The organism is Psychroserpens sp. BH13MA-6 (genome assembly GCF_052983595.1).
In genome coordinates, this window is sequence record NZ_JBRJGE010000001.1 from 390,148 (window position 1) to 415,773 (window position 25,626).

Consider the following 25,626-nt stretch of genomic DNA (forward strand, 5'->3'; position numbering starts at 1 on the left):
TGTAATACAATCAACAACATTTTAAAACCACTAAATGAAGCATTTGTATGTTTGCATGTTGCTATTTTTTACAAGTTATAGCTATGCACAAATTACCGTAACAGGAACTGTAACTAGTGAGATTGACGGGAAACCACTAGCCTATGTCAATATTACATCTACCTCTGGATCTGGGACCATTTCTGATGAATTTGGCAAATATGAAATTGAGGTCTCTTCGCCAGAAGATCAAATCCGATATTCCTATTTAGGCTACAATTTAAAAATTGCTGTTGTAGGTGATCAGACGGTAATAGATATCGTGATGACCGAAGACACTTCTTCTTTGGATGAAGTCGTGATTACCGCTTTAGGCCTTGAACGAAAAACGAAAGAATTGGGCTATGTTGTTCAAGAGTTAAATTCTGAAAGTTTAACCGAAGTTAAAACCGTTAATTTTCTTGATAATATGGCAGGAAAGCTAGCTGGAGTTACCGTTTCTCAGGGCGCAACAGGCGTAGGATCATCTTCAAAAATCACCATTAGAGGTGAGTCGTCTTTCTCTAATAACAATCCGTTGTTTATAGTAGATGGTACTCCTATTAATAATGAAACCGTTTTCAATTTTACCAATGAAGCCGCAGCAGGCTTTCAAGAAATTGATTTTGGAAATGGTGCTATGGAAGTCAATCCAGACGACATAGAATCGGTGACCGTCTTAAAGGGAGCCAATGCTGCCGCTTTATACGGCACACGTGCTTCCAATGGCGTTATCGTCATTAAAACCAAAGATGGCACCAATCAAAAAGGATTAGGCATTAGCTTTAATACTTCACTTTTTGTCGATTCTGCTTTTAGATTACCAGATTTTCAGAATCAATATGGTCAAGGTCAAGGTGGACAATTTGCCTATGTTGATGGACTAGGTGGTGGTATTAGCGATAACATCACTTACTCTTGGGGACCACGCTTAGACTCTGGAATTTTAATTCCGCAATTTGATAGTCCGGTGCAACTAGCCGATGGCAGCTTTGTTCGTGGTGGTGATACCTCACTGTATTCCGGTTTGCCAATTACTGCAACACCCTTTAATTCCAACCCTGATAACTTAAGAGACTTTTATAATACTGGTGTAACTACCATTAATAATATTGCGATTTCCAACGGCTTTGATACGGGTAACTACCGATTATCATTTACCGATTTAAGAAGTGAATCCATTATTCCTGGAGTTAATTTAGACCGTCAGACAGTGGCTGCTAAACTAAATTTTGAACCTACTCGTAAAACACGAATCGAAACGTCAATTAGTTATATCAATTCTAGTAGCGACAACAGACCTTCAAATGGTTATGGAAGCGAAAATGTTAATTATTCATTAGTGGCATGGGGACCACGTTCCTTAAACATCAACAGTTTGAGAGACTACTGGCAACCTGGTTTAGAAGGACTTCAGCAGTATTCGTTTAACTATACATTTTTTGATAATCCCTATTTTATTCTCTTAGAAAACCGCAATGCCTTTGAACGTGATCGTATCTTCGGAAATATCAGGGTTCAGCATCATATCACCGATCATTTAAGTGTGTCACTTCGTTCGGGAATGGATTATAGCAGCGAAACCAGACAACTGCGTCGAAACTTTAGTAGTAACCGATTTCAGAATGGCGCTTATGCGGAGCACGATGTGAAATTTAGAGAAGTGAATACCGATTTTTTAATCAATTACAATAATACATTCGGGGACGTTTCATTTGATGTGTCTTTAGGCGGAAATCGTCTCGATCAAAACGCCGCTACAAAACAATCACAAACAGTTAATTTGGCGCAGCCAGGAATTTTTAACCTCAACAATGCGGCATCACCAATTGAATTATTTCAATATGAAAGTCGAAAACGTATCAACTCGTTATACGGAATTGCAAAATTTGGCTATAAAGATTATCTCTTTCTAGACCTCACTGGACGCAACGACTGGTCGAGCGCTTTAGCCACACCCTTTTCGGTTGAAGGCACCTCGTTTTTCTATCCATCGGTGTCCACTAGTTTTATCGTATCAAATGCAACGGAACTCCCTAAGGTCTTTTCTTTTGCCAAATTGAGAGCAAGTATTGCTCAAGTTGGGAATGATACCGGTGCTTATCAAACCTCCGGAGCTTTTGTTTCGCAAACACCATTTAATGGTCAGCCAACTTTTAGCGACCAGAACTTTATCCCGAATGCCAATCTAAAACCAGAACAAACCACTTCGTATGAAATTGGTACCGATTTACGCTTTTTTAAAGACCGTATAAATCTTGATCTCACCTATTACAATGCGACTACCAAAGATCAAATTATTTCACTGCCAATAGCTATTTCATCGGGATATGAACAACAAGTTGTAAACGGTGGAAAGGTAAATACACAAGGTGTTGAGATCATATTCGGTGTGACGCCAGTTCGAAATCAGAATTTTAGATGGAATACCTTGTTCAACTTTGCTACAAGTCGTTCTACAATTAAAGACTTACCACAGGCCGATGGCCGTTTAACCTTGGCCTATAGCAGAATTTACGATAGTGCCAACCAAACCGTTTGGTTTCAAGTTGAAGAAGGTGGACGCATTGGTGATATTTACGGAACAGGGTACCTTAGAAATGACAATGGTGATTTTGTGATTGATGATAACGGACAATTTATTGCAGATAATAACCTACAAAAATTAGGAAACTACAATCCAGATTTCACTCTGGGATGGAACAATAACTTTAGCTATAAAAACTGGAATTTGAGCTTTTTATTCGACTGGAGACAAGGAGGAGAAATTGTATCCAGGACTCGTGCACTGGGCAATGTTGGTGGGCAATTGGCAGAAACCGCTTTTAGACCCGAAGATGGTATTATTGCTGAAGGGGTCAACCAAACCACAGGCCTACCAAATACGGTTTCCGTATCTGCCGAAAGCTATTACCGACAGTTTTATGACAGAAACCATGAAGAAAACAATATTTATGATGCATCGTTCTTAAAGCTTCGCCAGTTGTCTATTGGATATGATTTTAAGCTTAAAGAAGGATTTTTAGGTTTACAGGAAGGAGCTGATTTAAGTTTGTCACTCATTGGCAATAACTTGTTCGTGATTACAGAAAACCCACATTTTGATCCAGAGCAACTTGCTGTTCAAGGCAATGGTTTTGTAAGTGGTGTTGAAGATATGAGTTATGCTACCACAAGAAGTATCGGATTTAAAGCCGGATTTAATTTCTAAACGTATTAAAATGAAAAACATACTATCCTTATTTGTAATTTTTAGCCTTTTCGCAACATCGAGTTGTACAAAGGATTTTGAATACATCAATACCAACCCCAACGCGCCAAGCACTGTACAACCCAGTTTGTTACTGCGCCAAGTGATCTATGATTTTGGAGAAAACATGAGCTATGAAGGCTTTGTTGCTGGCGATTTGTTGTCACAGCACAGAACAGCTTTAGATTTTAATCTATTTGATAGGCATGCACTCAAATCACCACAATTGGGAGGAAATCCATGGCCGATTTTTTACACCAATCTTCGTGACAACGAGATCATCATCAACCAATCCAGAACCATTGAGACCTTTGCCGTATACGAAGGCCCAGCACTTATACTAAAAGCCTATATGGCTGCTGGATTGACCGACTTGTTTGGTGACGTGCCCTATTTCGAAGCGTTTAATGGCGTCAACGGAACTGTAACACCTGCCTATGATTTACAAGAGGACATCTACCTCAATGAGAATGGCATTCTCGATAATTTAAATAAAGGTATCGCAGCTATTGAAGCCTACACTGATGTTATTCCGTTAGAAGGCGATATTTTATTTAATGGCGATTTGGAGGCTTGGATTCGTTTTGCAAATTCACTAAAGATTAAACACTTACTCCGCATTTCAAATCAAGTTGATGTTTCCGCAGAACTTCAAACCATTTTTAATGAAGGTAATTACATCACCTCTAATGCTGAAAATGCGATTTTCAATTTCACCAATACCGATCCTAATAGTTTTCGTTTGGCACAATTACGAGTTGGGGATTTTAACAATTTTGTGCTATCTGAAACCATGGAGGATATCTTAACCGATTTAAACGACCCGCGAATTGGAACATTGTTTAGACCCTTTTCCAATGCAGTATCTGGAGAATTCAATGGCCTCCTTAATGGTATTGATCCTTCTGAAACTTCCGTGGCTTTGGCCGACTACTCGCTAGCTGGGACATCGTTTAGAGAAGATACTTCCACACTAGATGCAAACTTTATGACAGCCTGGGAAGTTCAATTAGCACTTGCCGAAGCTGCATCGCGAAATTTAATAACGGCCAATGCACAATCCCTTTACGAAACTGGTGTAACACTTGCTTTTGAGTATTGGAATACAGAATTACCAACAGATTATTTAACTGGAAACGCTGCTTTTAATGCGCCCGGAACGACACCTCTTCAACAGATTGTCACACAAAAATGGATTGCTAATGTCATTAACGGCTATGAAGGTTGGATAGAATATCGCCGAACCGGATTTCCGGAATTAAGAACTATTTCAGCAAGTTTTAACAACGACCTAATTCCTGTGAGAATGCCTTATCCTGCTGAAGAGGAAGCTTTAAATGCAGAGCATTATAGCGAAGCGGCAGCAGCTACTAATGACAATAGTATTAATGTTCCCGTTTGGTGGAATGAATAATTCGTATGGAAACAATTGACTGGCAATGGACATTAATTATCGTATCGAGTTTGATACTGTTTTTCTTGTCGCCTTTAGCAACAACAACAGATCAGTTTTTTAAAGCTGTAAGCAACCGTAAGGCACCAAATACATTAGTGCTAACTGGGAGCTTAATCATCTCGTGGATCTTTGCTAAAAGCATTACCAATGCTGCTAATCTCGGACTCGACTTTGGGATTGTTGGCGGTGTGGCCTATGCTGGTTATTATGTGTCCTTTGCTGTTGCTGGAATTCTCATTTATTACATGCGGACCAAAGGTGGTTTTAAAAGTATTCACGAGTTTTTAACCTCTAAATTTGGAAAAGGTGCCATGGCTATCTTTTCGATTTTGATAGCCATTAGACTCTTTAATGAAGTGTGGAGTAATACCATGGTTATTGGAAGTTATTTTGGTGAAACTGGAAGCCAAACTTATTACCTCGCTATTCTTGTTTTTACCCTACTTACTTTAGCCTATGCCATAAAAGGCGGTTTAAGTAGCTCGATATTTACCGATGTTATTCAAATGGTCTTATTTGCCATACTACTCTTGGTGATCTTGTGGAAGGTGTTTTCAATGGAGGACTTTTCAACGGAAGACATTGTCGCTTCAGGAACATGGAGTTTTGAGTTAGGTCTCAACTTGTTTTTTGCGGCGATCATACAATCGTTTAGCTATCCGTTTCACGATCCTGTATTAACGGACAGAGCCTTTATTTCTTCTCCAAAAATTACTCGCAAAAGTTTTATTCTTGCCAGCCTTTTGGGTGCTATATGTATCATTCTCTTTAGTGTCATAGGCGTATATGCACAAACCCAAGGAATGAAAGGACAAGCTGCGGTTGAAGTTGGTAAAGCCTTTGGTATGATAATATTGTTAGTCATTAATTTTATCATGATTACTTCTGCAGCGTCAACATTGGACTCTACCTTTTCGTCGTTTTCAAAATTAATTGCAATCGATTTAAAATTAGGAAAAACCCTAACTTTAGGAAGAAGTAGTATGGCCATTATTGCTATTCTAGGAACCATCCCAGTATTTTTAAATGCTGAAATTTTATCAGCAACTACCATTTCTGGCACTATGGTCATTGGCCTGACACCTGTTTTTCTATTCTGGAATATGAAGGTACCTAAAATCAGTTTTTATTTAAGTGTCATATGTGGATTAATTTTCGGCTTTATTTTAGTATTTGATATGTTCCCGAAGGCTTTAGTTTTCACCGAAGGTAAATATGCCGATTTGCTTTGGGTGAATGTTTGGGGAATTTTTTGTTGCATCATATTATATAGCATACCAAAATGGATAAGATTATAAAAGACATAGGATCTATGGAAGGAAAGTTACTGATTTTTGGTGGTGTCTACAGCAATTTACAAGCTTTAGAAGCACTGAAACAAGTGGCTGAACATCAAAATATCCCTCCTGAAAATTGCATCTGCACAGGAGATATTGTAGGTTACTGCGCACAACCTGAAGAAACCGTGCAATTGTTTCAATTGTGGAAGGCAAGAAGTATCGCTGGAAATGTTGAAATCCAATTGCGTGAAGGTGCTGAAGATTGTGGTTGCGATTTTAGAAAAGGTTCTCGTTGTGACGGATTTTCTCAACAATGGTATCCGTTTGCCCAAAGTAAATTATCACAAAATTCGTTGGATTTTATGGCCACTCTACCAGATTATATTACTTTCGAATTTGCTGGTAAACGTGTGACGATTCTGCACGGCTCTTATTTTAATACCTCAGAGTATATTTTCAAATCAACGCCTTGGAATAGAAAGTTACCCAACTTTGAAGCGACTAAGAGCAACGTGATTATTGGCGGACATTGCGGCTTACCATTTCATCATGAATACGAAGATAAATTATGGTTAAATCCAGGGGTGATTGGAATGCCAGCAAATGACGGTAACACGAGCGTATGGTATGCGGTTTTAGACGACACTTTTAAAAATTTAACGTTTCAGCATCATACCTTAGATTACAACTATAAATTAACAAGCAAACTAATGGATAATGGGTACTTGCCTCAGGAATATGCACGAACGATACTTACTGGAATCTGGGATAACACCGAAATATTACCGGATTTAGAAAGTGGTTTACAAGGCTTTGGAATTAAATTATAACCGTATGAAAACCTTATTATTTTTTTTAATATCATGTGTTTCTTTTGCTCTGCAAGCTCAAGAATCCCTTGACAACTTATTAAAACGACATAATTCTCACGCCGTTCCATATATTTCAGTAGAAGAACTCGCCATGCCTAAAACTGAGGTTGTGCTATTAGATGCTAGGTCGCCAGAAGAATATGCTGTTAGCCATTTAAAAGATGCTATTTATGTTGGTTATGATACTTTCGAAATTCAAAGATTACAATCAAAAATACCTCAGAGAGATCAACCTATTGTTGTATACTGCTCTCTAGGTATTCGTTCAGAAACCATTGCCGAAAAACTAATAAAAGCTGGTTATTCAAATGTAAGAAATCTCTATGGTGGTATATTTCAATGGAAAAACAAAGGCTTCGATATTTATAATTCCAATAACACAAAGACGGATAGTGTTCATGTTTTTTCTGACACTTGGAGTAAATGGTTATTAAAAGGTATAAAAGTTTATGAGTAAAGCATTAGTAATTGTCTTCGTAAAGAATATGAAATTAGGAAAGGTCAAGACGCGTCTTGCCAAAACCATAGGAAATGAAGCGGCCTTGGCAGTATATAAAGAACTTGTTCATATGACCGAATCTGCAGTTTCAAAATTACCCGTCGACAAGCGTATTTATTTTTCCGATGCTATTGTGGATACGAAATGGCCAGGAGATTATAAAACAGTGCAAGAGGGTCCTGATTTGGGAGCACGAATGAAACAAGCATTTTCTCAAGGATTTAAGGACGGCTATGAAAAGATTGTGTTAATTGGTTCGGATTTGCCAGATATCACTGATAAACACATACAATCAGGCCTTGACGCCCTAAATGCAAATGATACGGTTTTTGGTCCTGCAGAAGATGGTGGCTATTACCTTATTGGCCTCTCAAAAATGACGCCTTCTGTGTTTGAAAATAAACCCTGGAGCACCTCTCATTTACTGAAAGAAACCTTATCAGAATTACAACAAAAAAACATATCATTCACTACCTTAGAGACATTGAACGACATCGACACATTTGAAGATTTAGAAGCTTCAAATTTTTATCGAACTAACAAAAATTTACAACAAAAAATCAAACTATTAAATGCTTAAATTTATCAACGAAACTGCAGAGTATTTGCAATCCAAAGGGTTCGAGAACCCAGAAATAGGGATTATCTTAGGCACCGGACTCGGACAATTACCCGAGCATATGGAAATCCTTCAAGAAGTCAGTTATAATCACATCCCCAACTTTCCGACAGCCACCGTTGAATTTCATAAAGGTAAACTCCTGTACGGTATTTTAAGTGGTAAAAAAGTCATGGTGATGCAAGGGCGATTCCATATTTATGAAGGCTATACGTTGCAAGATGTTACCTATCCTGTTCGTGTGATGCACGCTTTGGGAATTTCAACACTTTTAGTATCAAATGCGTCTGGAGCTATCAACCTCAATTTCAAAAAAGGCGAATTGATGCTTATTGAAGACCATATTAATCTGCAAGGCAGTTCTCCTTTGGCATTTAAAGGTGTCTCTAAACTTGGTGAACGATTTGCCGATATGAGCGCTCCTTATAATGCCGCTATTAATGATACCTTCCGAGCAATCGCAAAAAACAATAATATCACATTGCATGAAGGCGTTTATGCCAGTGTTGTTGGTCCGCAATTAGAAACAAGAGCCGAATACCGAATGCTCAAAATTATTGGCGCTGATGCTGTTGGAATGAGTACCGTTCCTGAAATCATCGTAGCAAATCATTTAAATTTAAAAGCAGCGGCCATTTCAGTGCTAACCGATGAATGTGATCCCGACAACTTAAAGCCGGTAAATATTGATGACATTATTGCCATGGCTTCAAAAGCAGAACCGCATATGATTACCTTATTTAAAGAATTAATTAAAACATTATAACCATGAGTTATTTAAATGCTACCAACGACTTATACAAAGAAGCTGCCTTAACGCCAGACGTTGGTCTCTGTTGTACGACAAATCCTATATGGGAATTGCCAGGATTGAAAATTCCAAGAATCATGCAAGAAATGAATTATGGTTGTGGGTCAACGGTTCATGCCAGAGATTTAACTAACAACCCAAAAATGCTTTATGTTGGTGTTGGTGGTGGTATGGAGTTACTACAATTTGCATATTTCAACCGTCAGAAAGGTGGTGTGATAGGTGTAGATGTTGTAGACGAAATGTTAGAAGCCTCTCGTAAAAATTTCAAAGAAGCAGAAGCTCAAAACGATTGGTTTAAAAGTGATTTCGTAGAACTGAAAAAAGGGGATGCCCTCAATCTTCCTGTGGAGGACAATACTATAGATGTGGCTGCTCAAAATTGTTTGTTCAATATTTTCAAAGCAGAAGATTTGAAAAAAGCTATCGCAGAAATGTATCGTGTTTTAAAACCTCATGGCCGATTGGTGATGAGTGATCCTACCTGCGAGCAACCCATGAATGATACGCTTCGTAATGATGACCGATTAAGAGCTTTATGTTTAAGCGGGAGTTTACCAATTTCAGAATATGTGAAAGCGCTCACCGATGCTGGTTTTGGTACTATCGAGATCAGAGCCAGAAAGCCCTACCGTATTTTAGATCCTAAACACTATCCAACAGACGAGCTCATTTACATAGAATCTATTGAAGTTGCAGCGATTAAAGATCCTATGCCATCCGACGGCCCTTGTGTCTTTACTGGTAAAGCCGCAATCTATTATGGCGAACAAGATTATTTTGATGATAACGCTGGCCATGTGTTGCTTAAAAACCAACCTTTAGCTGTATGTGACAAAACTGCTGGTGCTTTAAAAAGCCTCGGTCGTGATGATATTTTTATCAGTGAATCGACCTTTCATTACGATGGAGGCGGTTGTTGCTAATCTCAATACCGAAAGAATTCAAAAAAAGGCCTTTGTAAAAAAATGGTCTTTTTTTGATTAAAGCAACATTTCAAGTTATTGCATTAAGAAGATTGTAGGTGGTTTGTTAGTTTATCCTTCAGAATGAGACTAAAACACCCAAGTTTAAAAGATTAAAACCTTAAGATGCAATTCAACGTAAATATTGGTAACCATTAACATCAAAAACATGCAGTATATTAAAGTCGTATTAGTCATCCTCATCAGTTTAATCACATATAGTTGCTTTTCCGCGAAGGGACTTCCCATAAAAGAGGTGGCGAAAGATAATTCTCAACAGGTGTCTGATGTAGATAACATGACTGCAGACAGCACCAAGCTATCCTCGGAAATAAAAGATAATATACAAACAGATTATGTGACCATGACTCCACTGGTGGATCATTCAGAATGGGATAAGCTATTAAAAAAATACGTCGCTGAAAATGGTGATGTGGATTATCAAGGTTTTAAAAATGACCGTGAAGCACTTGATGATTACATTAACTATTTAGCAACAAAGGTACCAGCAAAAGACTGGAGTGTACAAGAGCAATTGGCCTACTTCATCAATGTCTATAACGCCAATACCATCCAATTAATTATTGATAATTATCCAACTAAGAGTATCAAGGATATTAGTAGTCCATGGTTGAAAAATCGTCTAAAAATTGGTGATGAAGATTACTCACTGGCGGATATTGAAAATGGTATTTTACGAAAAATGAACGAGCCAAGAATTCATTTTGCGATTAACTGCGCCTCTGTTTCCTGTCCGAAACTTTTAAATACTGCTTACACGGCAAACAATGTTGAAGCGCTCATGGAAAAAGCTACCGTTGATTTTATTAATAACAACGATAAAAACCAGCTTGCGCAAAACCAGCTTCAACTTTCAAAAATTTTCAAATGGTACGAAAGCGATTTTACGTCACAGGGTTCCCTTGTTGATTACATCAATAAATATGCGAATATCGACATATCAAAAGATGCTAAAATTGACTATATCGAATACAATTGGGCACTGAATGAACAAAACCAATAAGACACATTTTTCGTAGATAATGACATGATAAGCATTATAATTCCAGTTCTCAACGAAGCAGAAAACATAGAAAAGCTGCTTTTTCATTTAATTGACAACGCCTCACTGAAGCATATTTCAGAAATTATAGTGGTAGATGGAGGAAGCACAGATGGTACCAGAGATATTATTGAACAGTCCGGTTTAAAAATCAAAGTATTATCAGCTCCTAAAGGTCGAGCGAAACAAATGAATGTTGGCGCTAAAAATGCCTCCGGAAATATTCTCTATTTTTTACACGCAGATTCCTTTCCACCCAATCGTTATGATCAAAGTATTATAAATCAAGTAGAAAAAGGCCATGATGCTGGTTGTTTTAGAATAACATTCGACAGTAACCATTGGTGGCTGAGACTGGCTGGTTGGTTGACACAATTTTCATGGAGAGCTTGTAGAGGTGGTGATCAAAGTTTATTTATCACAAAAGCGCTCTTTGAAGACATTGGTGGTTATGATGAAAACTATATTATTTATGAAGATAATATCCTTATCAACCAATTGTATAAACGACAAGAATTTGTGGTGATTAATAAAAAATTACAAACCTCAGCACGCATGTATCGCAAACATGGTATCTGGAAATTACAGTATCATTACTGGACGATTTATGTCAAAAAATGGTTTGGTGCTTCTCCCGAAGAGCTTTTCGCTTATTATAAACGGCATCTTTGCTGAAAGCGTCTTCAAAAGTTATCTATTTCGTCCTTTTTCATTGGGATATAATTCAATGAGTGGCTCACTTTGTATAATGACTTTGGAATCAATATCTATTGCAGATAATTTACCTGTAAAAGCAGCACCCGTATCCACATTCCACACATTGATAGCGTTCATTGGTTCGGTCTGTTTGTAATTGATTGTGGGTGTATGTCCAATATAGATTTCCTGATAATGCTTCAATCTTTGAGGATAAATAATATCCTCTTTTTTTAAAAGATGGCTCATAGCTAAAGCCATTTCCCAAAGGGTTCTATCAAAATAAAAATTCTCTTTATGAACTTCTCGCTCTACACCATGCATGGACGTAAAACCTGCATGAAGGAAAAGCCGATTTTTAGGATCAATGTGATAATACTGCATGTCTTCGAAAAAATGAAGATGCGCTTTTTTTTCAGCTTCAGTATATCCTTGATAACTGTCTATGGTTTCTTTTCCGCCGTGGTGCAACCACACGGAGTTACCTTCACCGTTACGCAACCAAGATTCACACCAAACATCATGATTTCCTTTAATGAACACACAATCACATCGCTTGGAAAATTCTATAAGGTATTCGATAACCTGAGCCGATTCGCTCCAGCCATCCACATAATCGCCTAAAAAAATAAAACAGTCGGTATCATACACTTGGATTCTATGAAGTAATTGTTCCAATCCTTTGAGTCCTCCATGAATATCTCCAACAGCAAATGTTCTCATAAATAGTTGTTAATCTTTATTTTGTGTAATACGATCTGATAACGGCTTCTACAGGTTTGTTTTGAGGTGTGAACTGGTTATCGTCCATGCCTCCAGCTTTGTCGTAATTATGAAACCACTTCCAAACAAAACCACCAGCAAACCACTCTTCATGCCAGAATTCTTCAAAAAGCGCTTTTGTAGCATTTGCTTGCCCTTGGAAATTCAAAGTACTCAAGCGATGATCGCTCTCCCAAGGCTCCTTCCCAGTATAATCCATACTTCTGTATCCATATTCTGTAAATAAAATAGGTTTATCATATGTGTCTGCCATCGATTTTATGATGGCCTTGTGGGATTGCCATCCAGATCTACAGGATTCAACACTGGGTGTTTGACTATCGCTCACAGGAAAATAGGCATCAACACCAATATAATCCAAAGTCCCCCAAAATGGTGTTCGTTTAAACTCGTCCCAATTAGCTGCGTAAGTCAACTTTCCTTTGTAAACATCTTTGATTTCCAAGATCAAGTCACTCCAGTACTCTGGACGCGCCTGAACAAATTTTTCCAACTCTGTACCAATACAGAATATTTCAGCTTTGGTATCTTCAGCTAGTTTTGCATACTCCATAATAAAGCGCTTGTAAGACACCTCCAACGCTTTCCAATGGGCTTCATCAGGCATTTGGATGTCTCCAGTAAATTGTCCGTGCCGCACCCAAATTTGCGGTTTGATCATAATGTTTATTTGTGATTTCCGGAGTTCTTCAATGTAAGCCTTTGCTCCTGCGCTTGTCTCACCAAACCATTGCCTATCCGTATTATGTATGATTTCGGGATGCTCTAAATCTCTAATAAAACCGAAAGGCATGATTGCGGCATAGTTAGCACCTACACTTACAACTGGTTGTACATGAGAACTATCAATAGCTACTCGAGAAGCCACAAAGCTAACACCATCAATTTTTTCATCTTTCACCGAGGTCATGGCACAAGACAAGCATAAACTGAGAAAACAAAATTGTAATATTCGTCTCATAAGTGTCAATTAATATCTAAATTTAAACAATAGCGAACAATTGTATTAAGGTTTTAACAAAACCTTCGACTTAGAGATTAACTAAACCAACACCTATGGAACATATCGTTATCATTGGAAATGGCATTTCCGGTGTCACCTTATCGAGACATATCAGAAAATTATCAGATAAAAAAATTACAATCATTTCCTCCGAAACGGATTATTTTTTCTCACGAACAGCCTTGATGTATGTTTATATGGGTCATATGAAGTTTGAGCACACACAACCTTACGAGAACTGGTTTTGGAAAAAAAATGATATTCAATTAAAGAAAGCTTATGTTGAAAGTATCAATACGAATGATAAATTATTACACCTTGACAACGGGAGTTTTTTAAATTATGACAAACTTGTCATTGCAACGGGTAGCAAACCCAACAAGTTTGGCTGGCCAGGTCAAGATTTGGAGGGTGTTCAAGGGTTGTATAGCAAACAAGACCTTCTCACTTTGGAAAGAAACGCTCCAAATAATGCTATTTGTAAACGAGCCGTTATTGTAGGTGGTGGATTGATAGGCATTGAATTGGCTGAAATGTTAGCTTCCAGACAAATACCAGTTACATTTCTAGTTCGTGAATCTAGCTTTTGGAATAAAGTATTGCCTGAAGGCGAAAGCACCATGATTAATAGACACATCAGAAATCACCATATTGATTTACGACTTTCTACAAACCTAAAGTCTATTGAAAGTGATGACAACGGACGTGCCAAATCGGTCATTATTGAAGAAACTGGAGAAGAAATACCTTGTGATGTTGTAGGCTTAACAGCTGGCGTATCACCAAATATTTCATTCCTAGAGGGTTCCGCGATAGAAACCAACAAAGGCGTATTGGTTAACCGCTATTTGGAAACTAACATTCAAGATGTTTATGCCATAGGTGATTGCGCTGAGCAAAAAGAAGCTATTGGCAAGCGACGACCTATTGAAGCGGTTTGGTACACAGGCCGCATGATGGGTGAAGCCTTAGCACAAACCATTTGCGGCAATCGGATAGCGTATAATCCTGGACATTGGTTCAATTCAGCTAAATTTTTAGATATCGAATATCAAACCTATGGTTGGGTGCATGCTAAACCAGAAGCTAATCATGCTCATTTTCACTGGATTCATGAGGACGTAACCAAATGTATCACCATCGAATATGACAAATCCACTTTACAATTTTTAGGGATTAATACTTTTGGCATTCGCATGCGACATGAGGTCTTCGATCGTTGGTTAAACGAAAAGCGAGATATGGATTACGTAATAAATCATCTGGCTGAAGCCAATTTCGATCCGGAACTTTATGCGCGTTATGAAAAGGCTATTTTAAAAACGTACAACCATCAATTTCAATCTGCTTCACTATGAATTCAAACTTACATCAAAGTATGTCCTTGGCGCAACCTGATGCTCAGGATTTATCGAAAACACAAAAGATTGCGGTAGCACTTGGTGTCATTGGCTTATTTATTTTAGTACTTGCTCTCTTTAATGTAGACTTACCAAATCATAGTATGGTGCTTACCGTAGCCTTGTCATTAATTGGTATAGGTACTGTCGTATATGCCAATAATGCTTACCTCTCAAAATCTAAAGGGATTAAAAATGATGGCGTTTGGTTTAAATCTATATCGTCTAGAGGGACCTTAGGCTGGGTGACTGGCATTGTGTTAACAGCATTTTACATTGTCCTTTATTTTTACCCGTCTACATTAGGCTTAGGTTCAGATGGTGCGTCAAATTCAGGCCTTATAGCTCTTTTTGATCCCTTGAGTCAGTTGCTAAGCGGTCGACCAGCCAGTCAGTGGTTTGTTTATGGAACGTTGTACACCTTAGCCATTCTTGCTTTTGGTTACAAATTCATTTTGAAATATCGACATAATCGCTATGAGCAAATTAGAACCATCTCTGTGATGTTTTTTCAGTTGGCATTTGCTTTTCTGATACCAGAATTTATGTATGTCATGAATTCCGATTTGCCTTATTATGATTTAAAAAACATATGGCCTCTCAATTATTATAATTTTGAACAATATCGCGTCAATGCGTTTATTGATGCTGGAACCATAGGTGTCTCCATGCTCATATTTGGCATCATTTCAATTTTTATTATCACACCTATTCTTACATTTAAATATGGAAAACGGTGGTATTGTTCTTGGGTTTGTGGATGTGGCGGACTTGCAGAAACTGCTGGTGACTCGTTCAGACAGCTAAGTGATAAAAGTCAGTTTGCTTGGAAAGTAGAACGCTGGGTAATTCATAGTGTTTTGGTATTTGTAGTACTCATGACCATTGCCGTAATTTACACATATTTGGGATACGATTCTGATAAATACTGGTTAACTCGTGAGGTCTTTTTATACGGCATCGCAGGGTTCCTAACATTAGTATTTGCCCTAGTCATGATTTTTAAACGAAAAGAACTTGCAAAGGATGCGCAATATGGTGCTATTGGTTATTTTGTCATCATTTTAGTGCTAATTGGAATGCACTTCTTTGGTTCTGAAACTAAGTTATTCCTATTTAAAGCAGAAACGCTAAGATCAACATATGCCTTTCTAATTGGTGCTATCTTTTCTGGAGTCATTGGAACAGGGTTCTACCCTATTTTTGGCAATCGTGTTTGGTGTCGTTTTGGATGTCCGATGGCAGCAATCCTTGGTTTTCAACAACGATTATTCTCTCGATTTAGAATTACCACTAATGGCGGACAGTGTATTTCTTGTGGTAATTGCTCTACCTATTGTGAAATGGGCATCGACGTACGTGCCTATGCTCAAAAAGGTGAAAACATCGTACGCTCCAGTTGTGTCGGTTGTGGCATTTGCTCTGCCGTTTGCCCAAGAGGTGTGTTGAAATTAGAGAATGATTCCATGAAAGGACGTATCAACTCGAATGAGATCCTGCTTGGTAATGATGTTGATCTCATAAAACTAGTGAATGAGCGCTAAGAAATTGTACTTTTGCCACCGCAAAAAAGAATCATGGCCAATATAAAAGTAATCATTCCCGCATATAATGAAGCTGATTCCATAGGACTGGTCATAAAGGATATTCCTAATGTGGTGAATGAAATTATTGTCGTAAGTAATAATTCTACAGATCATACGGAACGCAATGCCAAACAAGCTGGTGCTACAGTATTATCTGAAATGAGAAAAGGATATGGTTATGCTTGTTTAAAAGGAATGAACTATATCGCCCTTCAAAAGGAGACACCAGATATCATTGTTTTTTTAGATGGTGATTTTAGTGACTACCCTGAAGAACTGACAAAACTCATACAACCTATTATTGAAAACGATTTGGATTTTGTAGTGGGAGCACGTGTAAAAACGTTACGGGAAAAAGGATCAATGACCAAACCTCAAATCTTTGGAAATTGGCTTGCAACATCGCTTATGCGCTTATTTTTTGGATCAAAATTTAGCGACTTAGGTCCCTTTAGAGCCATCAAATACGATAAGCTTCTACAGCTTCAGATGGAAGACAAAACTTATGGATGGACCATCGAAATGCAACTAAAAGCCTTACGTCAAAAGTTGAATTACACAGAAGTCCCTGTTAATTATAGAAATAGAATAGGCGTCTCAAAAGTTTCAGGTACGGTAAAAGGTGCTATATTTGCAGGCGTAAAAATCCTAGGTTGGATTTTTAAATATAGTTTTAAAAAATGATTCTCGAAACGGTTATAATTGTTGTTTACACCATTGCCATTTTACTTATTTTCTTGTATGCATTGGCACAACTCAACTTATTATCTAATTACCTTTCATCCAAAAAACATAATGATAAGGATTGTGCTACTTTTGATTTGTCCAATCCGGAAGAAGTTCCTTTTGTCACCATTCAACTCCCTGTTTTTAATGAAATGTACGTAATGGACCGTCTTTTGGACAATATTGCACGTCTTGAATATCCAAAAGACAAACTAGAAATCCAAGTTTTAGACGATTCCACAGATGAAACCGTTGCTTCAACGAAACAGCATATTGAACGTTTAAAAGCGACTGGATTAGACATTCAACATATTACAAGGGCAGACAGAACTGGCTTTAAGGCAGGTGCTTTAAAAGAAGGACTTAAACTAGCTAAAGGTGAATTTATTGCTATTTTTGATGCTGACTTTTTACCTAGAAAAAACTGGTTGAAACGGACAATCCCTTATTTCAAGGATGATGAGATTGGCGTGGTTCAAACACGATGGGGACATATCAATCGGAACTATTCAATTCTTACAAAAATTCAAGCTTTTGCCTTAGATGCCCACTTTACCTTAGAACAAGTGGGTCGTAATTCTAAAGGTCATTTTATCAATTTTAATGGCACTGCAGGCATCTGGCGTAAAGCGTGCATTATTGATGCTGGAAATTGGGAAGGCGATACGTTGACTGAGGATTTGGATTTGAGCTATAGAGCTCAGCTTAAAAATTGGAAATTTAAATATTTAGAAGATGTTGAAACACCTGCTGAACTACCTGTGGTGATTAGCGCTGCGCGCTCACAACAATTTAGGTGGAACAAAGGTGGTGCAGAGAACTTCAGAAAAATGCTTTGGCGTGTTTTAAAGTCCAGAAATATTTCCGTAAAAACAAAAGTACATGGTTTATTGCATTTACTGAACAGTACGATGTTTTTAAACGTCTTCATTGTTGCGGTTTTGAGTATTCCTATGCTTTATATTAAAAATGAATATGCGCATTTAAGGTTTTATTTCTACTTTATGAGCTTTTTTGTGATGAGTACCGTTATCTTTTTTGTTTGCTATTGGTTTATGTACAAGCAAATCTATGGCAGTGGCTTTAAACGATTTTTTGGCTATATAGGTATGTTCTTTACCTTTTTCTCTATCGCAATGGGCTTCTCATTACATAATTCTATTGCTGTTATCGAAGGTCATATCGGGAAACGAAGTGAATTTGTGCGTACACCAAAATTTAATATTAGTACTATCAGAGATTCTTGGAAAGGGAATAAATACTTGAGAAAGAAATTATCGCCTCATGTCATTATTGAAGGACTCCTTATGCTCTACTTCGCCTTTGGACTATACAGTGCATTTGTAGTTGGTGATCAAGGTGGCGATTTTGGGCTATTTCCATTTCACCTTATGCTGTTTATTGGTTTTGGTTATGTGTTCTTTAAATCCATTTCATCCAAAGTGTAATGTTATTTTGGAAAACGTATAAAGCACCATTACTTCTGACTTTGGTCAGTAGTTGCTTTTATGTTTTTTTTGCCTATGACCTTGTTAGGACAGATGGCCCAAAATTAATTTTACTTTACACGGTATTATGGCTATCCTTCTTAATGCTATTGAAATTCGGAAAGCAACACATGCGTTTATTGACGATAGTTGCCTTTGTGTTTAGGGCTATATTTATTTTTGCCATACCAAATTTGTCGCAAGATTTTTACCGATTTATATGGGACGGAAGATTATTACTGGAAGGTTTCAATCCCTATCTGTATACACCTGAACAATTGATGACTGTTGGAAGTTTTCCAATTTATCAGGCCCAAGTACTTTACGAAGGCATGGGAGAACTCAACGGCAGTCATTTTAGTAACTATCCGCCATTGAAACAACTGTGTTTCGGATTAGCAGCTGCAGTATCGAATCATAGTATCCTAGGATCTGTTATCGTATTTCGGCTTTTAATTATCGCTGCAGATTTTGGTACACTTTTCTACGGAAAGCGCCTGCTAAAACAATTAAACATTCCATCAAATCGCATTTTTCTTTACCTTCTCAACCCCTTCATCATTATTGAATTGACTGGGAATCTTCATTTTGAAGGCATTTTGATATGCTTTCTTATTTGGAGTTTATACCTTTTAAACTGTGGGCGATGGAAAATGGCTGCTGTCATTTTTGCCTTATCTATTTCTGTTAAGTTAATTCCTTTATTATTACTCCCATTGTTCTTCAGATATTTTAGAAAAACATCAAATCAAACAGTGCATTTAAGAAAATTGATGGCTTTCTATGCTATTGTAGGCCTTACGACATTATTACTATTTCTGCCATTTTATTCAAAGGCGTTTTTCAACAACTATACAGGAACGGTCGCGCTTTGGTTTCAAAACTTTGAATTTAATGCTAGTTTCTATTATATCGCTAGGGAGATTGGTTACTTATTTAGAGGTTACAATGAAATTGCTATCATCGGGAAAATCATGGCGCTTTTAGTCTTCATTATTGTAATGGGAATTGCTTTTTCAAAAAAGCACATAACAACTAACTCTTTAATAGTTCAGATGCTGTTTGCCCTTTCATTTTATTTCTTTTTTAGCACGACTGTACACCCGTGGTACTTGGCAACCTTGGTAATTCTAAGTGTTTTTACGAACTACAAATACCCTTTAGTATGGAGTTTTACAATCATATTAAGTTATCTCGCTTATTTGAACCTTAATAGCGCAGATAAATCGGAGAACCTTTGGATTATCGCGATGGAATACACGATTGTCTACGCCGTTTTTATTTATGAAGTTTTAATAAAAAAAGCCAACTCAAAAGAGTTGGCTTCATCATAAATTGGTGAAAAATTATAGTTTTTTTAGGGCTATAATTTTATAAATATCGACGTCATCTTCATAACCATCTTCATCGATTTCAGTTTCTGTTGTGACCGTATATGTCACACTAAATTTAGTGCCAACATGTTGATCAGACATCAAATCAAATGATTTTAATAAGTCCGCATCAACCTCTTGGAATGTCATTGTAAATTCCTCATCATCGTCGTCTACACCAATAAAGTTATAGCCGTAATCTTCATGACCGTCATATACACCTTCAAATAGTTGCTTGTCTTGAATAGACGTTTTGAAAGAAGAAAAGCTTACAAAGCAAATCAATAATAAGCTTGTTAATAAAATTGATTGTTTTTTCATTTTAACATGATTTAAACCTGAACATTTATTTAGTTTCTTCGGAAGTTTGCCACTACAAGTCCGCAAGCACTTTTAGTAATGTCATTCTAATGACTTACACGTGGAGTAAGTTGAATATATACGTTTTTGCGAAAGGTTTAGATCATTTTATCAAAAAACATCACAGATCATCATCGTCATCAGACATTCCCTCGGTGTCTAAATCTGGATCCTGAACAGCATCTGGATCATCATTATCGAAATCCTCATAATCATCCTCGTCGTAGTTTTCCATGGTAACTTCAAGTTTCGTACTTACCTTCACCAAGTATTTGGTGTCTTCAGTAGTTACTTCTACAGCTTCCACAATTTCGTTATTGGCATTTCGAAATGAGATGATATGATCATCATCATAACCATCAGGATATTTCTCAACTAATAGCGCTAAAATTTCAGGAGTTAATTTTTTAAAATCAACTATAACTCGTTTTAAGTTTTCGTCTTTACGTTTCATTGTTTGTTGTAATTGGAGCTAATTTTGATTTAAATATACTATTTATTCTTTTACCCGTATGACGTTATAGACATCTTTTCGTCTATCCTTTAAATTTTTAACCGCACCAAAAGAATGCAGTTCACGCAACAGGCTTAAATCCACGTCGGCCACCAATATCATTTCAGTGTTGGTGGTTGCTTCTGCCTTTATGCCATTATTAGGAAATGAAAAGTCACATGGCGTAAACACGGCAGATTGGGCATATTGAATATCCATATTATTCACATTCGGCAAATTCCCTACACTCCCTGCAATAGCCACATAGCACTCATTTTCAACCGCACGAGCTTGCGCACATAACCGCACTCGAGAATAGCCATTTTGTGTATCGGTTAAAAAAGGGACAAACAAAATATCCATGCCTTCATCAGCTAATAACCTAGAAAGTTCTGGAAATTCAGAATCATAGCAAATCAAGATTCCTATTTTTCCAGCATCAGTTTCAAAAGTCTTTAATTCATTACCTTGTTGCATTCCCCAGACTCTTGCTTCGTCTGGAGTGACGTGAATTTTCTCATAGCGTTCTAAACTTCCATCTCTACGACATAGATAACCAACATTAAAGAGTTTGTCATCTACCACTTCTGGCATGCTACCTGATATAATATTGATGTTATACGAAATTGACAACTGCTGTAGCTTTTCGATAATGGTTTTAGTGTATTTAGCCAATTCTCTAATCGCATCAGGCTCGTGCATATGATTGTATTCTGCCATCAACGGCGCATTAAAGAACTCTGGAAAAACCGCAAAATCAGATCTGTAAGCAGCAACGCTGTCCACAAAATATTCGACCTGCTCCATGAGATCATCTAAATTTTTATACGGTCTCATCTGCCATTGAATAAGGCCTAGTCTTACAACAGTTTTTACGGTGCTCGCCTTACGCCTTTCTTTGGTATAATAGATATTATCCCATTCCATTAATACTGCATACTCATTAGATGCTGTATCGCCTTCAAGATAGCCTTTCAAAACTCTAACCGGATGAAAATCATTAGAAATCTGAAAATTAAGTACGGCGTCATTAATCTCTTTTCGTCTTACTTTTTCAATATACTGTTTTGGAGTCAATTCTTTTTGATAATTATGATAACCTGGCATTCTACCTCCGAAAACAATACTTTTAAGATTTAATTCCTCACAAAGCTCCTTTCTATAATCGTATAAACGTCTGCCTAATCTTAAACCTCTAAATTCAGGTTTTATAAACACATCAATCCCATATAGCACTTCACCGTCTGGATTGTGGTTTTTGAATTTCTCTCCCTCAACGATATCATTATAAGTATGCGCGTCTTCTATTTTTTCTGAATCTACTATCAGCGACAATGCACAGCCAGCAATGACACCATCAATTTTTATGACCACTTGACCTTGAGGAAAGATTGTTGTTAAACGTTTTATTTCGCTTTTTTTCCATACAGAATCTTTCATACCTCCATAGACCTCTAGCGTTGTCTCCTTTAATTCCTTAAAATCGTCAACCGAAAGGTATTTCAGTTCTATATTTTCAATCTTTTGTTCTTCCATTACATGTCTAAAAGGTAGGCAAAAATTAATGGGGCAACGATTGTTGCATCGCTTTCTATGATAAATTTTGGTGTGTTGATATCGAGTTTTCCCCAAGTAATTTTCTCATTCGGAACAGCTCCAGAATAGGAACCATAACTCGTTGTAGAATCACTTATTTGGCAGAAATAACTCCAAAATGGGGTGTCTGTACGTTCCATATCTTGATAAAGCATTGGCACGACACAAATTGGAAAGTCTCCTGCAATTCCACCTCCAATTTGGAAAAACCCAATACCCTTTTCCGAATTTTCAGTATACCAATCTGCTAGAAACGTCATGTATTCTATACCAGATTTCATTGTACTTGCTTGTAATTCTCCTTTAAGCACGTAGCTAGCGAAGATATTTCCCATGGTGCTATCCTCCCAACCAGGGCAAACAATCGGCAAATTCTTTTCCGCCGCGGCATACATCCACGAATCTTTCAAATCTATTTCGTAATATTCTTCTAAAACTCCTGAAAGCAACAATTTATACATATATTCATGTGGCAGATAACGTTCACCTTTGGCTTCAGCATCTTTCCATATTTTTACAATATGCTCTTGAATTCTCCGGAAGGCTTCTTCTTCAGGAATACAGGTATCGGTTACACGATTTAAACCTTTTTCCAACAAATCCCATTCTTCTTGAGGCGTTAAATCACGGTAATTTGGTACACGTTTATAATGCGAATGTGCTACCAAATTCATGATATCCTCTTCAAGGTTTGCTCCGGTGCAAGACACGATATGTACTTTATCCTGACGAATCATTTCGGCGAAAATTTTACCTAATTCGGCAGTACTCATAGCACCAGCCAGTGACACCAGCATTTTAGCACCTGAATGAAGCTGGTCTTCATAAGCTTTAGCAGCATCTACTAAAGCCGCAGCATTAAAATGCAAATAATATTTTTCTATAAATTGAGATATAGATCCTTTAGTTGTCGTCATCATCATTAAATTTAGAGAATTTATTAATACCTACTTTCGATTCGTTAAAATTATTGTCGAAATCATCCATCGCATCTTCATTTAAGAACTTATACGTTAGCATTTTGTAGTATAATTTCGCTGCTAAGAAATCTGATGATTTTTCTTTTGAATTCGGACATAACTCCACAATATCAAATCCAACAACATTTTTTTCTTCAAAAACCTGACGTAAAAAATCTAAAGTCTCATACCAGAGTAATCCGCCAGGCTCAGGAGTTCCTGTTGATGGCATAATAGAAGGATCGAAAGCGTCCAAATCGAATGTAATATAAACATTGTCTGTCATTAAATCAATCGCTGAATCCATCCAGTTATCATCCTCTGCCATTTCATGCGCAAAGAATGTTTTATCGGCATCCATCACAGTTGTTTCCATCACATCCATACTTCGAATACCAACCTGAATTAAATTGGTCGTCTGACTTGCTTCATACAAAGCACAAGCGTGATTGCACTTACTGCCTTGATAGCTTTTACGCAAATCAGCATGTGCGTCAATCTGCAACACTGTTAAATTATCAAAACACTCATTAAAAGCTCTGATGCTACCAATTGAAATAGAATGTTCACCTCCAAAAGTTGTCACAAATTTATTCTTCTTGATGTACTTTTTAGTTACTTGATGCACGACATCCACCACCTTTTCTGGAGAGTCATTTTCAGTAATAGCATCAGCAAGAAATACACCTTGCTTGTAAACCTCAGTTTCGGTTTCAATATCATAAAGTTCCATATTCTCGGAAGCATTTAAAAAAGCCTCTGGGCCTTTATCTGCTCCTTTTTGCCAAGTGCTTGTTCCATCATATGGCACTGGAATCAATACAATTTTTGAACTGTCTAATTTAGAAAATTGCTCTTCTATTCCTGCGTAAGTTTTATTGTTCATTGTAACCTAAAATTTTAAGTAAGTCTTCACTTTTTTGTTGTTCACTAAATAGTTTTGTGGTGATAACACCGTTATCATCCTTATTGATTAAAATATGCTTTGGCGATGGGATTAAGCAATGCTGTAAACCTCCAAATCCACCAATAGTTTCTTGATAAGCACCCGTATTAAAAAATCCTATATACAAAGGCTTTTCTTTGTTATATTTCGGAAGGTAAATCGCATTCATGTGTTGCTCACTATTGTAGTAATCATCACTATCGCAGGTTAATCCTCCTAAAAGTACGCGTTCATAACTGTCGAACCATCTGTTAATGGGCAACATGATGAATCGTTTATTTATGGCCCAAGTATCTGGCAAAGTCGTAATAAATGACGAATTAATCATGTTCCATTTTTCACGATCATTCTGCTGTTTTTGATACAATACTTCATAAATAGCACCACCACTTTCACCTACTGTAAAACTTCCAAATTCGGTGAAAATATTTGGGACATCTACGCCTTCTTCATCACATACCAGTTTGATTTGGTTGACAATCTCGTCTACCATATAGGCGTAATCGAAATCAAAAGCCAGACTATTTTTTATTGGAAACCCACCTCCAATATTCAGGCTATCTAAGGTTGGGCAAATTTTCTTAAGGCTTGTATAAACCTTTAAACATTTGGTCAATTCATTCCAATAATAAGCGTTATCGCGAATACCTGTATTGATAAAAAAGTGTAGCATTTTTAAAGCGACCTTCTTGTTCGACTGTATCTGGTTTTTATAAAAAGGAACGATGTTTTTGTAACCAATGCCCAATCGCGATGTATAAAACTCAAATTTTGGCTCTTCTTCTGAAGCAATACGAATACCAACATTGAATTTCCCATTAATTTCTGAAGATAGCAGTTCTATTTCCTCGTAATTATCAATGATTGGAATCGCATTTTTATGGCCGTTATTGATAAGTCTGGCGATATTAGTGACGTATTGTGCACGCTTAAAACCGTTACTAATCACAAAGGTATTGTCTGTGATTTTTCCTTCGGCCTTCATGCGCTCCACGATATCAATATCAAACGCCGAAGACGTTTCAATATGAATGTCATTTTTTAAGGCTTCATCTAGCACATGCTTAAAATGGGAACTCTTCGTACAATAGCAATAACTATACTTGCCTTTATAATCATTCTTTTCAATAGCCTCAGCAAACCATTGTTTGGCACGCTTAATATTGTTAGAAATTTGTGGCAAATACGTAAATTTTAAAGGTGCTCCATACTTTTCGATCAAAGCCATCAGGTCAATATCGTGAAACTCCAAGGTCTTGTTCTCAAGTTTGAATTCTTCCTGTGGAAAATCAAATGTTTGATTTACCAGGTCAAAATATTTTGTATTCATTTTTGTTTTTTAAAATTTAAAGGTATGCTGAAAGTGGACTCTCAACGTAAAGATA

Annotated in this window: 23 protein-coding genes; 15 read left to right on the plus strand and 8 right to left on the minus strand. The window is 37.1% G+C overall.

All coding sequences use genetic code 11. The annotated features are described in order from the left end of the window. Window positions 1-34 precede the first annotated feature (34 nt). The 10 genes from ACU8DI_RS01715 (at window position 35) to ACU8DI_RS01760 (ending at window position 11,508) form a co-directional block, all read left to right on the plus strand. A complete protein-coding gene (locus ACU8DI_RS01715) occupies window positions 35-3,229 on the plus strand; it encodes a SusC/RagA family TonB-linked outer membrane protein (protein ID WP_447111003.1) in 3,195 nt (1,064 codons plus the stop codon). Between the two features lie 10 nt (window positions 3,230-3,239). Next, a complete protein-coding gene (locus ACU8DI_RS01720; RefSeq protein WP_447111004.1) occupies window positions 3,240-4,682 on the plus strand; it encodes a SusD/RagB family nutrient-binding outer membrane lipoprotein in 1,443 nt (480 codons plus the stop codon). 5 nt (window positions 4,683-4,687) lie between these two features. After that, window positions 4,688-6,022, plus strand: a complete 1,335-nt coding sequence (locus ACU8DI_RS01725; protein ID WP_447111005.1) for a sodium:solute symporter family transporter — start codon at window positions 4,688-4,690, stop codon at window positions 6,020-6,022. After that, window positions 6,007-6,834 carry a metallophosphoesterase family protein gene (locus ACU8DI_RS01730; RefSeq protein WP_447111006.1) on the plus strand — a complete coding sequence of 276 codons (828 nt, stop codon included), beginning with the start codon at window positions 6,007-6,009 and terminating at the stop codon, window positions 6,832-6,834. The genes ACU8DI_RS01725 and ACU8DI_RS01730 overlap by 16 nt, the downstream gene beginning before the upstream one ends. Window positions 6,835-6,838: 4 nt before the next feature. Then, window positions 6,839-7,333 (plus strand): rhodanese-like domain-containing protein, encoded by a 495-nt coding sequence (locus ACU8DI_RS01735; RefSeq protein ID WP_447111007.1) that lies wholly within the window; start codon window positions 6,839-6,841, stop codon window positions 7,331-7,333. Further along, entirely contained in the window at window positions 7,326-7,955 is a 630-nt protein-coding gene (locus tag ACU8DI_RS01740; RefSeq protein WP_447111008.1) for a TIGR04282 family arsenosugar biosynthesis glycosyltransferase, read from the plus strand. Before ACU8DI_RS01735 ends, ACU8DI_RS01740 begins: the two co-directional genes overlap by 8 nt. Further along, on the plus strand, window positions 7,948-8,760 hold the full coding sequence (locus ACU8DI_RS01745; RefSeq protein WP_447111009.1) for a purine-nucleoside phosphorylase: 813 nt from the start codon (window positions 7,948-7,950) through the stop codon (window positions 8,758-8,760). Before ACU8DI_RS01740 ends, ACU8DI_RS01745 begins: the two co-directional genes overlap by 8 nt. A 2-nt stretch (window positions 8,761-8,762) precedes the next feature. After that, complete coding sequence (gene arsM / locus ACU8DI_RS01750; protein ID WP_447111010.1) at window positions 8,763-9,731, plus strand: arsenosugar biosynthesis arsenite methyltransferase ArsM; 969 nt, start codon at window positions 8,763-8,765, stop codon at window positions 9,729-9,731. Between the two features lie 208 nt (window positions 9,732-9,939). Continuing rightward, window positions 9,940-10,794 carry a DUF547 domain-containing protein gene (locus ACU8DI_RS01755; RefSeq protein WP_447111011.1) on the plus strand — a complete coding sequence of 285 codons (855 nt, stop codon included), beginning with the start codon at window positions 9,940-9,942 and terminating at the stop codon, window positions 10,792-10,794. Window positions 10,795-10,818: 24 nt separating this feature from the next. After that, window positions 10,819-11,508 carry a TIGR04283 family arsenosugar biosynthesis glycosyltransferase gene (locus ACU8DI_RS01760; protein ID WP_447111012.1) on the plus strand — a complete coding sequence of 230 codons (690 nt, stop codon included), beginning with the start codon at window positions 10,819-10,821 and terminating at the stop codon, window positions 11,506-11,508. 15 nt (window positions 11,509-11,523) lie between these two features. On the opposite strand, the gene ACU8DI_RS01765 is transcribed toward ACU8DI_RS01760, so the two are convergent. Both ACU8DI_RS01765 and ACU8DI_RS01770 read right to left on the minus strand, forming a co-directional pair. Further along, window positions 11,524-12,252 carry a metallophosphoesterase family protein gene (locus ACU8DI_RS01765; protein WP_447111013.1) on the minus strand — a complete coding sequence of 243 codons (729 nt, stop codon included), beginning with the start codon at window positions 12,250-12,252 and terminating at the stop codon, window positions 11,524-11,526. A gap of 16 nt (window positions 12,253-12,268) precedes the next feature. Next, window positions 12,269-13,273: a glycoside hydrolase family 113 gene (locus tag ACU8DI_RS01770; protein ID WP_447111014.1), complete on the minus strand. Its 1,005-nt coding sequence runs from the start codon at window positions 13,271-13,273 to the stop codon at window positions 12,269-12,271. Window positions 13,274-13,368: 95 nt separating this feature from the next. Between ACU8DI_RS01770 and ACU8DI_RS01775 the strand changes: the two genes are divergently transcribed. The 5 genes from ACU8DI_RS01775 to ACU8DI_RS01795 are packed head-to-tail and all read left to right on the plus strand — an operon-like array spanning window position 13,369 to window position 19,848. Further along, complete coding sequence (locus ACU8DI_RS01775; RefSeq protein WP_447111015.1) at window positions 13,369-14,673, plus strand: NAD(P)/FAD-dependent oxidoreductase; 1,305 nt, start codon at window positions 13,369-13,371, stop codon at window positions 14,671-14,673. Continuing rightward, window positions 14,670-16,259 (plus strand): 4Fe-4S binding protein, encoded by a 1,590-nt coding sequence (locus ACU8DI_RS01780; protein ID WP_447111016.1) that lies wholly within the window; start codon window positions 14,670-14,672, stop codon window positions 16,257-16,259. The genes ACU8DI_RS01775 and ACU8DI_RS01780 overlap by 4 nt, the downstream gene beginning before the upstream one ends. 33 nt (window positions 16,260-16,292) lie before the next feature. Continuing rightward, window positions 16,293-16,985 carry a glycosyltransferase family 2 protein gene (locus ACU8DI_RS01785; RefSeq protein ID WP_447111017.1) on the plus strand — a complete coding sequence of 231 codons (693 nt, stop codon included), beginning with the start codon at window positions 16,293-16,295 and terminating at the stop codon, window positions 16,983-16,985. Further along, the gene (locus tag ACU8DI_RS01790) at window positions 16,982-18,475 is read left to right on the plus strand and encodes a cellulose synthase family protein (protein ID WP_447111018.1); all 1,494 of its coding nucleotides are present in this window, start codon (window positions 16,982-16,984) and stop codon (window positions 18,473-18,475) included. The genes ACU8DI_RS01785 and ACU8DI_RS01790 overlap by 4 nt, the downstream gene beginning before the upstream one ends. After that, window positions 18,475-19,848: a mannosyltransferase gene (locus ACU8DI_RS01795; protein ID WP_447111019.1), complete on the plus strand. Its 1,374-nt coding sequence runs from the start codon at window positions 18,475-18,477 to the stop codon at window positions 19,846-19,848. The genes ACU8DI_RS01790 and ACU8DI_RS01795 overlap by 1 nt, the downstream gene beginning before the upstream one ends. Before the next feature lie 12 nt (window positions 19,849-19,860). On the opposite strand, the gene ACU8DI_RS01800 is transcribed toward ACU8DI_RS01795, so the two are convergent. The 6 genes from ACU8DI_RS01800 to ACU8DI_RS01825 all read right to left on the minus strand — a co-directional run bounded on the left by ACU8DI_RS01800 (window position 19,861) and on the right by ACU8DI_RS01825 (window position 25,571). Then, a complete protein-coding gene (locus tag ACU8DI_RS01800; protein ID WP_447111020.1) occupies window positions 19,861-20,208 on the minus strand; it encodes a hypothetical protein in 348 nt (115 codons plus the stop codon). A 160-nt stretch (window positions 20,209-20,368) separates the two neighbouring features. After that, window positions 20,369-20,701, minus strand: a complete 333-nt coding sequence (locus ACU8DI_RS01805) for a hypothetical protein (protein ID WP_447111021.1) — start codon at window positions 20,699-20,701, stop codon at window positions 20,369-20,371. 42 nt (window positions 20,702-20,743) lie between these two features. Further along, a complete protein-coding gene (locus ACU8DI_RS01810; protein ID WP_447111022.1) occupies window positions 20,744-22,276 on the minus strand; it encodes a GNAT family N-acetyltransferase in 1,533 nt (510 codons plus the stop codon). After that, window positions 22,276-23,253 (minus strand): deoxyhypusine synthase family protein, encoded by a 978-nt coding sequence (locus ACU8DI_RS01815; protein ID WP_447111023.1) that lies wholly within the window; start codon window positions 23,251-23,253, stop codon window positions 22,276-22,278. The genes ACU8DI_RS01810 and ACU8DI_RS01815 overlap by 1 nt, the downstream gene beginning before the upstream one ends. Continuing rightward, window positions 23,240-24,181, minus strand: a complete 942-nt coding sequence (gene speB / locus ACU8DI_RS01820) for an agmatinase (protein ID WP_447111024.1) — start codon at window positions 24,179-24,181, stop codon at window positions 23,240-23,242. The genes ACU8DI_RS01815 and speB overlap by 14 nt, the downstream gene beginning before the upstream one ends. After that, window positions 24,171-25,571 carry an arginine decarboxylase gene (locus ACU8DI_RS01825; RefSeq protein WP_447111025.1) on the minus strand — a complete coding sequence of 467 codons (1,401 nt, stop codon included), beginning with the start codon at window positions 25,569-25,571 and terminating at the stop codon, window positions 24,171-24,173. Before ACU8DI_RS01825 ends, speB begins: the two co-directional genes overlap by 11 nt. Window positions 25,572-25,626 lie beyond the last annotated feature (55 nt).

Excerpts from the sequence above, each read along its gene's own strand:
- ACU8DI_RS01715 (WP_447111003.1), top strand. The coding sequence starts at position 35 with ATGAAGCATTTGTATGTTTGCATGTTGCTATTTTTTACAAGTTATAGC.
- ACU8DI_RS01720 (WP_447111004.1), top strand. The coding sequence starts at position 3,240 with ATGAAAAACATACTATCCTTATTTGTAATTTTTAGCCTTTTCGCAACA.
- ACU8DI_RS01725 (WP_447111005.1), top strand. The coding sequence starts at position 4,688 with ATGGAAACAATTGACTGGCAATGGACATTAATTATCGTATCGAGTTTG.
- ACU8DI_RS01730 (WP_447111006.1), top strand. The coding sequence starts at position 6,007 with ATGGATAAGATTATAAAAGACATAGGATCTATGGAAGGAAAGTTACTG.
- ACU8DI_RS01735 (WP_447111007.1), top strand. The coding sequence starts at position 6,839 with ATGAAAACCTTATTATTTTTTTTAATATCATGTGTTTCTTTTGCTCTG.
- ACU8DI_RS01740 (WP_447111008.1), top strand. The coding sequence starts at position 7,326 with ATGAGTAAAGCATTAGTAATTGTCTTCGTAAAGAATATGAAATTAGGA.
- ACU8DI_RS01745 (WP_447111009.1), top strand. The coding sequence starts at position 7,948 with ATGCTTAAATTTATCAACGAAACTGCAGAGTATTTGCAATCCAAAGGG.
- arsM (WP_447111010.1), top strand. The coding sequence starts at position 8,763 with ATGAGTTATTTAAATGCTACCAACGACTTATACAAAGAAGCTGCCTTA.
- ACU8DI_RS01755 (WP_447111011.1), top strand. The coding sequence starts at position 9,940 with ATGCAGTATATTAAAGTCGTATTAGTCATCCTCATCAGTTTAATCACA.
- ACU8DI_RS01760 (WP_447111012.1), top strand. The coding sequence starts at position 10,819 with ATGATAAGCATTATAATTCCAGTTCTCAACGAAGCAGAAAACATAGAA.
- ACU8DI_RS01765 (WP_447111013.1), bottom strand. The coding sequence starts at position 12,252 with ATGAGAACATTTGCTGTTGGAGATATTCATGGAGGACTCAAAGGATTG.
- ACU8DI_RS01770 (WP_447111014.1), bottom strand. The coding sequence starts at position 13,273 with ATGAGACGAATATTACAATTTTGTTTTCTCAGTTTATGCTTGTCTTGT.
- ACU8DI_RS01775 (WP_447111015.1), top strand. The coding sequence starts at position 13,369 with ATGGAACATATCGTTATCATTGGAAATGGCATTTCCGGTGTCACCTTA.
- ACU8DI_RS01780 (WP_447111016.1), top strand. The coding sequence starts at position 14,670 with ATGAATTCAAACTTACATCAAAGTATGTCCTTGGCGCAACCTGATGCT.
- ACU8DI_RS01785 (WP_447111017.1), top strand. The coding sequence starts at position 16,293 with ATGGCCAATATAAAAGTAATCATTCCCGCATATAATGAAGCTGATTCC.
- ACU8DI_RS01790 (WP_447111018.1), top strand. The coding sequence starts at position 16,982 with ATGATTCTCGAAACGGTTATAATTGTTGTTTACACCATTGCCATTTTA.
- ACU8DI_RS01795 (WP_447111019.1), top strand. The coding sequence starts at position 18,475 with ATGTTATTTTGGAAAACGTATAAAGCACCATTACTTCTGACTTTGGTC.
- ACU8DI_RS01800 (WP_447111020.1), bottom strand. The coding sequence starts at position 20,208 with ATGAAAAAACAATCAATTTTATTAACAAGCTTATTATTGATTTGCTTT.
- ACU8DI_RS01805 (WP_447111021.1), bottom strand. The coding sequence starts at position 20,701 with ATGAAACGTAAAGACGAAAACTTAAAACGAGTTATAGTTGATTTTAAA.
- ACU8DI_RS01810 (WP_447111022.1), bottom strand. The coding sequence starts at position 22,276 with ATGGAAGAACAAAAGATTGAAAATATAGAACTGAAATACCTTTCGGTT.
- ACU8DI_RS01815 (WP_447111023.1), bottom strand. The coding sequence starts at position 23,253 with ATGACGACAACTAAAGGATCTATATCTCAATTTATAGAAAAATATTAT.
- speB (WP_447111024.1), bottom strand. The coding sequence starts at position 24,181 with ATGAACAATAAAACTTACGCAGGAATAGAAGAGCAATTTTCTAAATTA.
- ACU8DI_RS01825 (WP_447111025.1), bottom strand. The coding sequence starts at position 25,571 with ATGAATACAAAATATTTTGACCTGGTAAATCAAACATTTGATTTTCCA.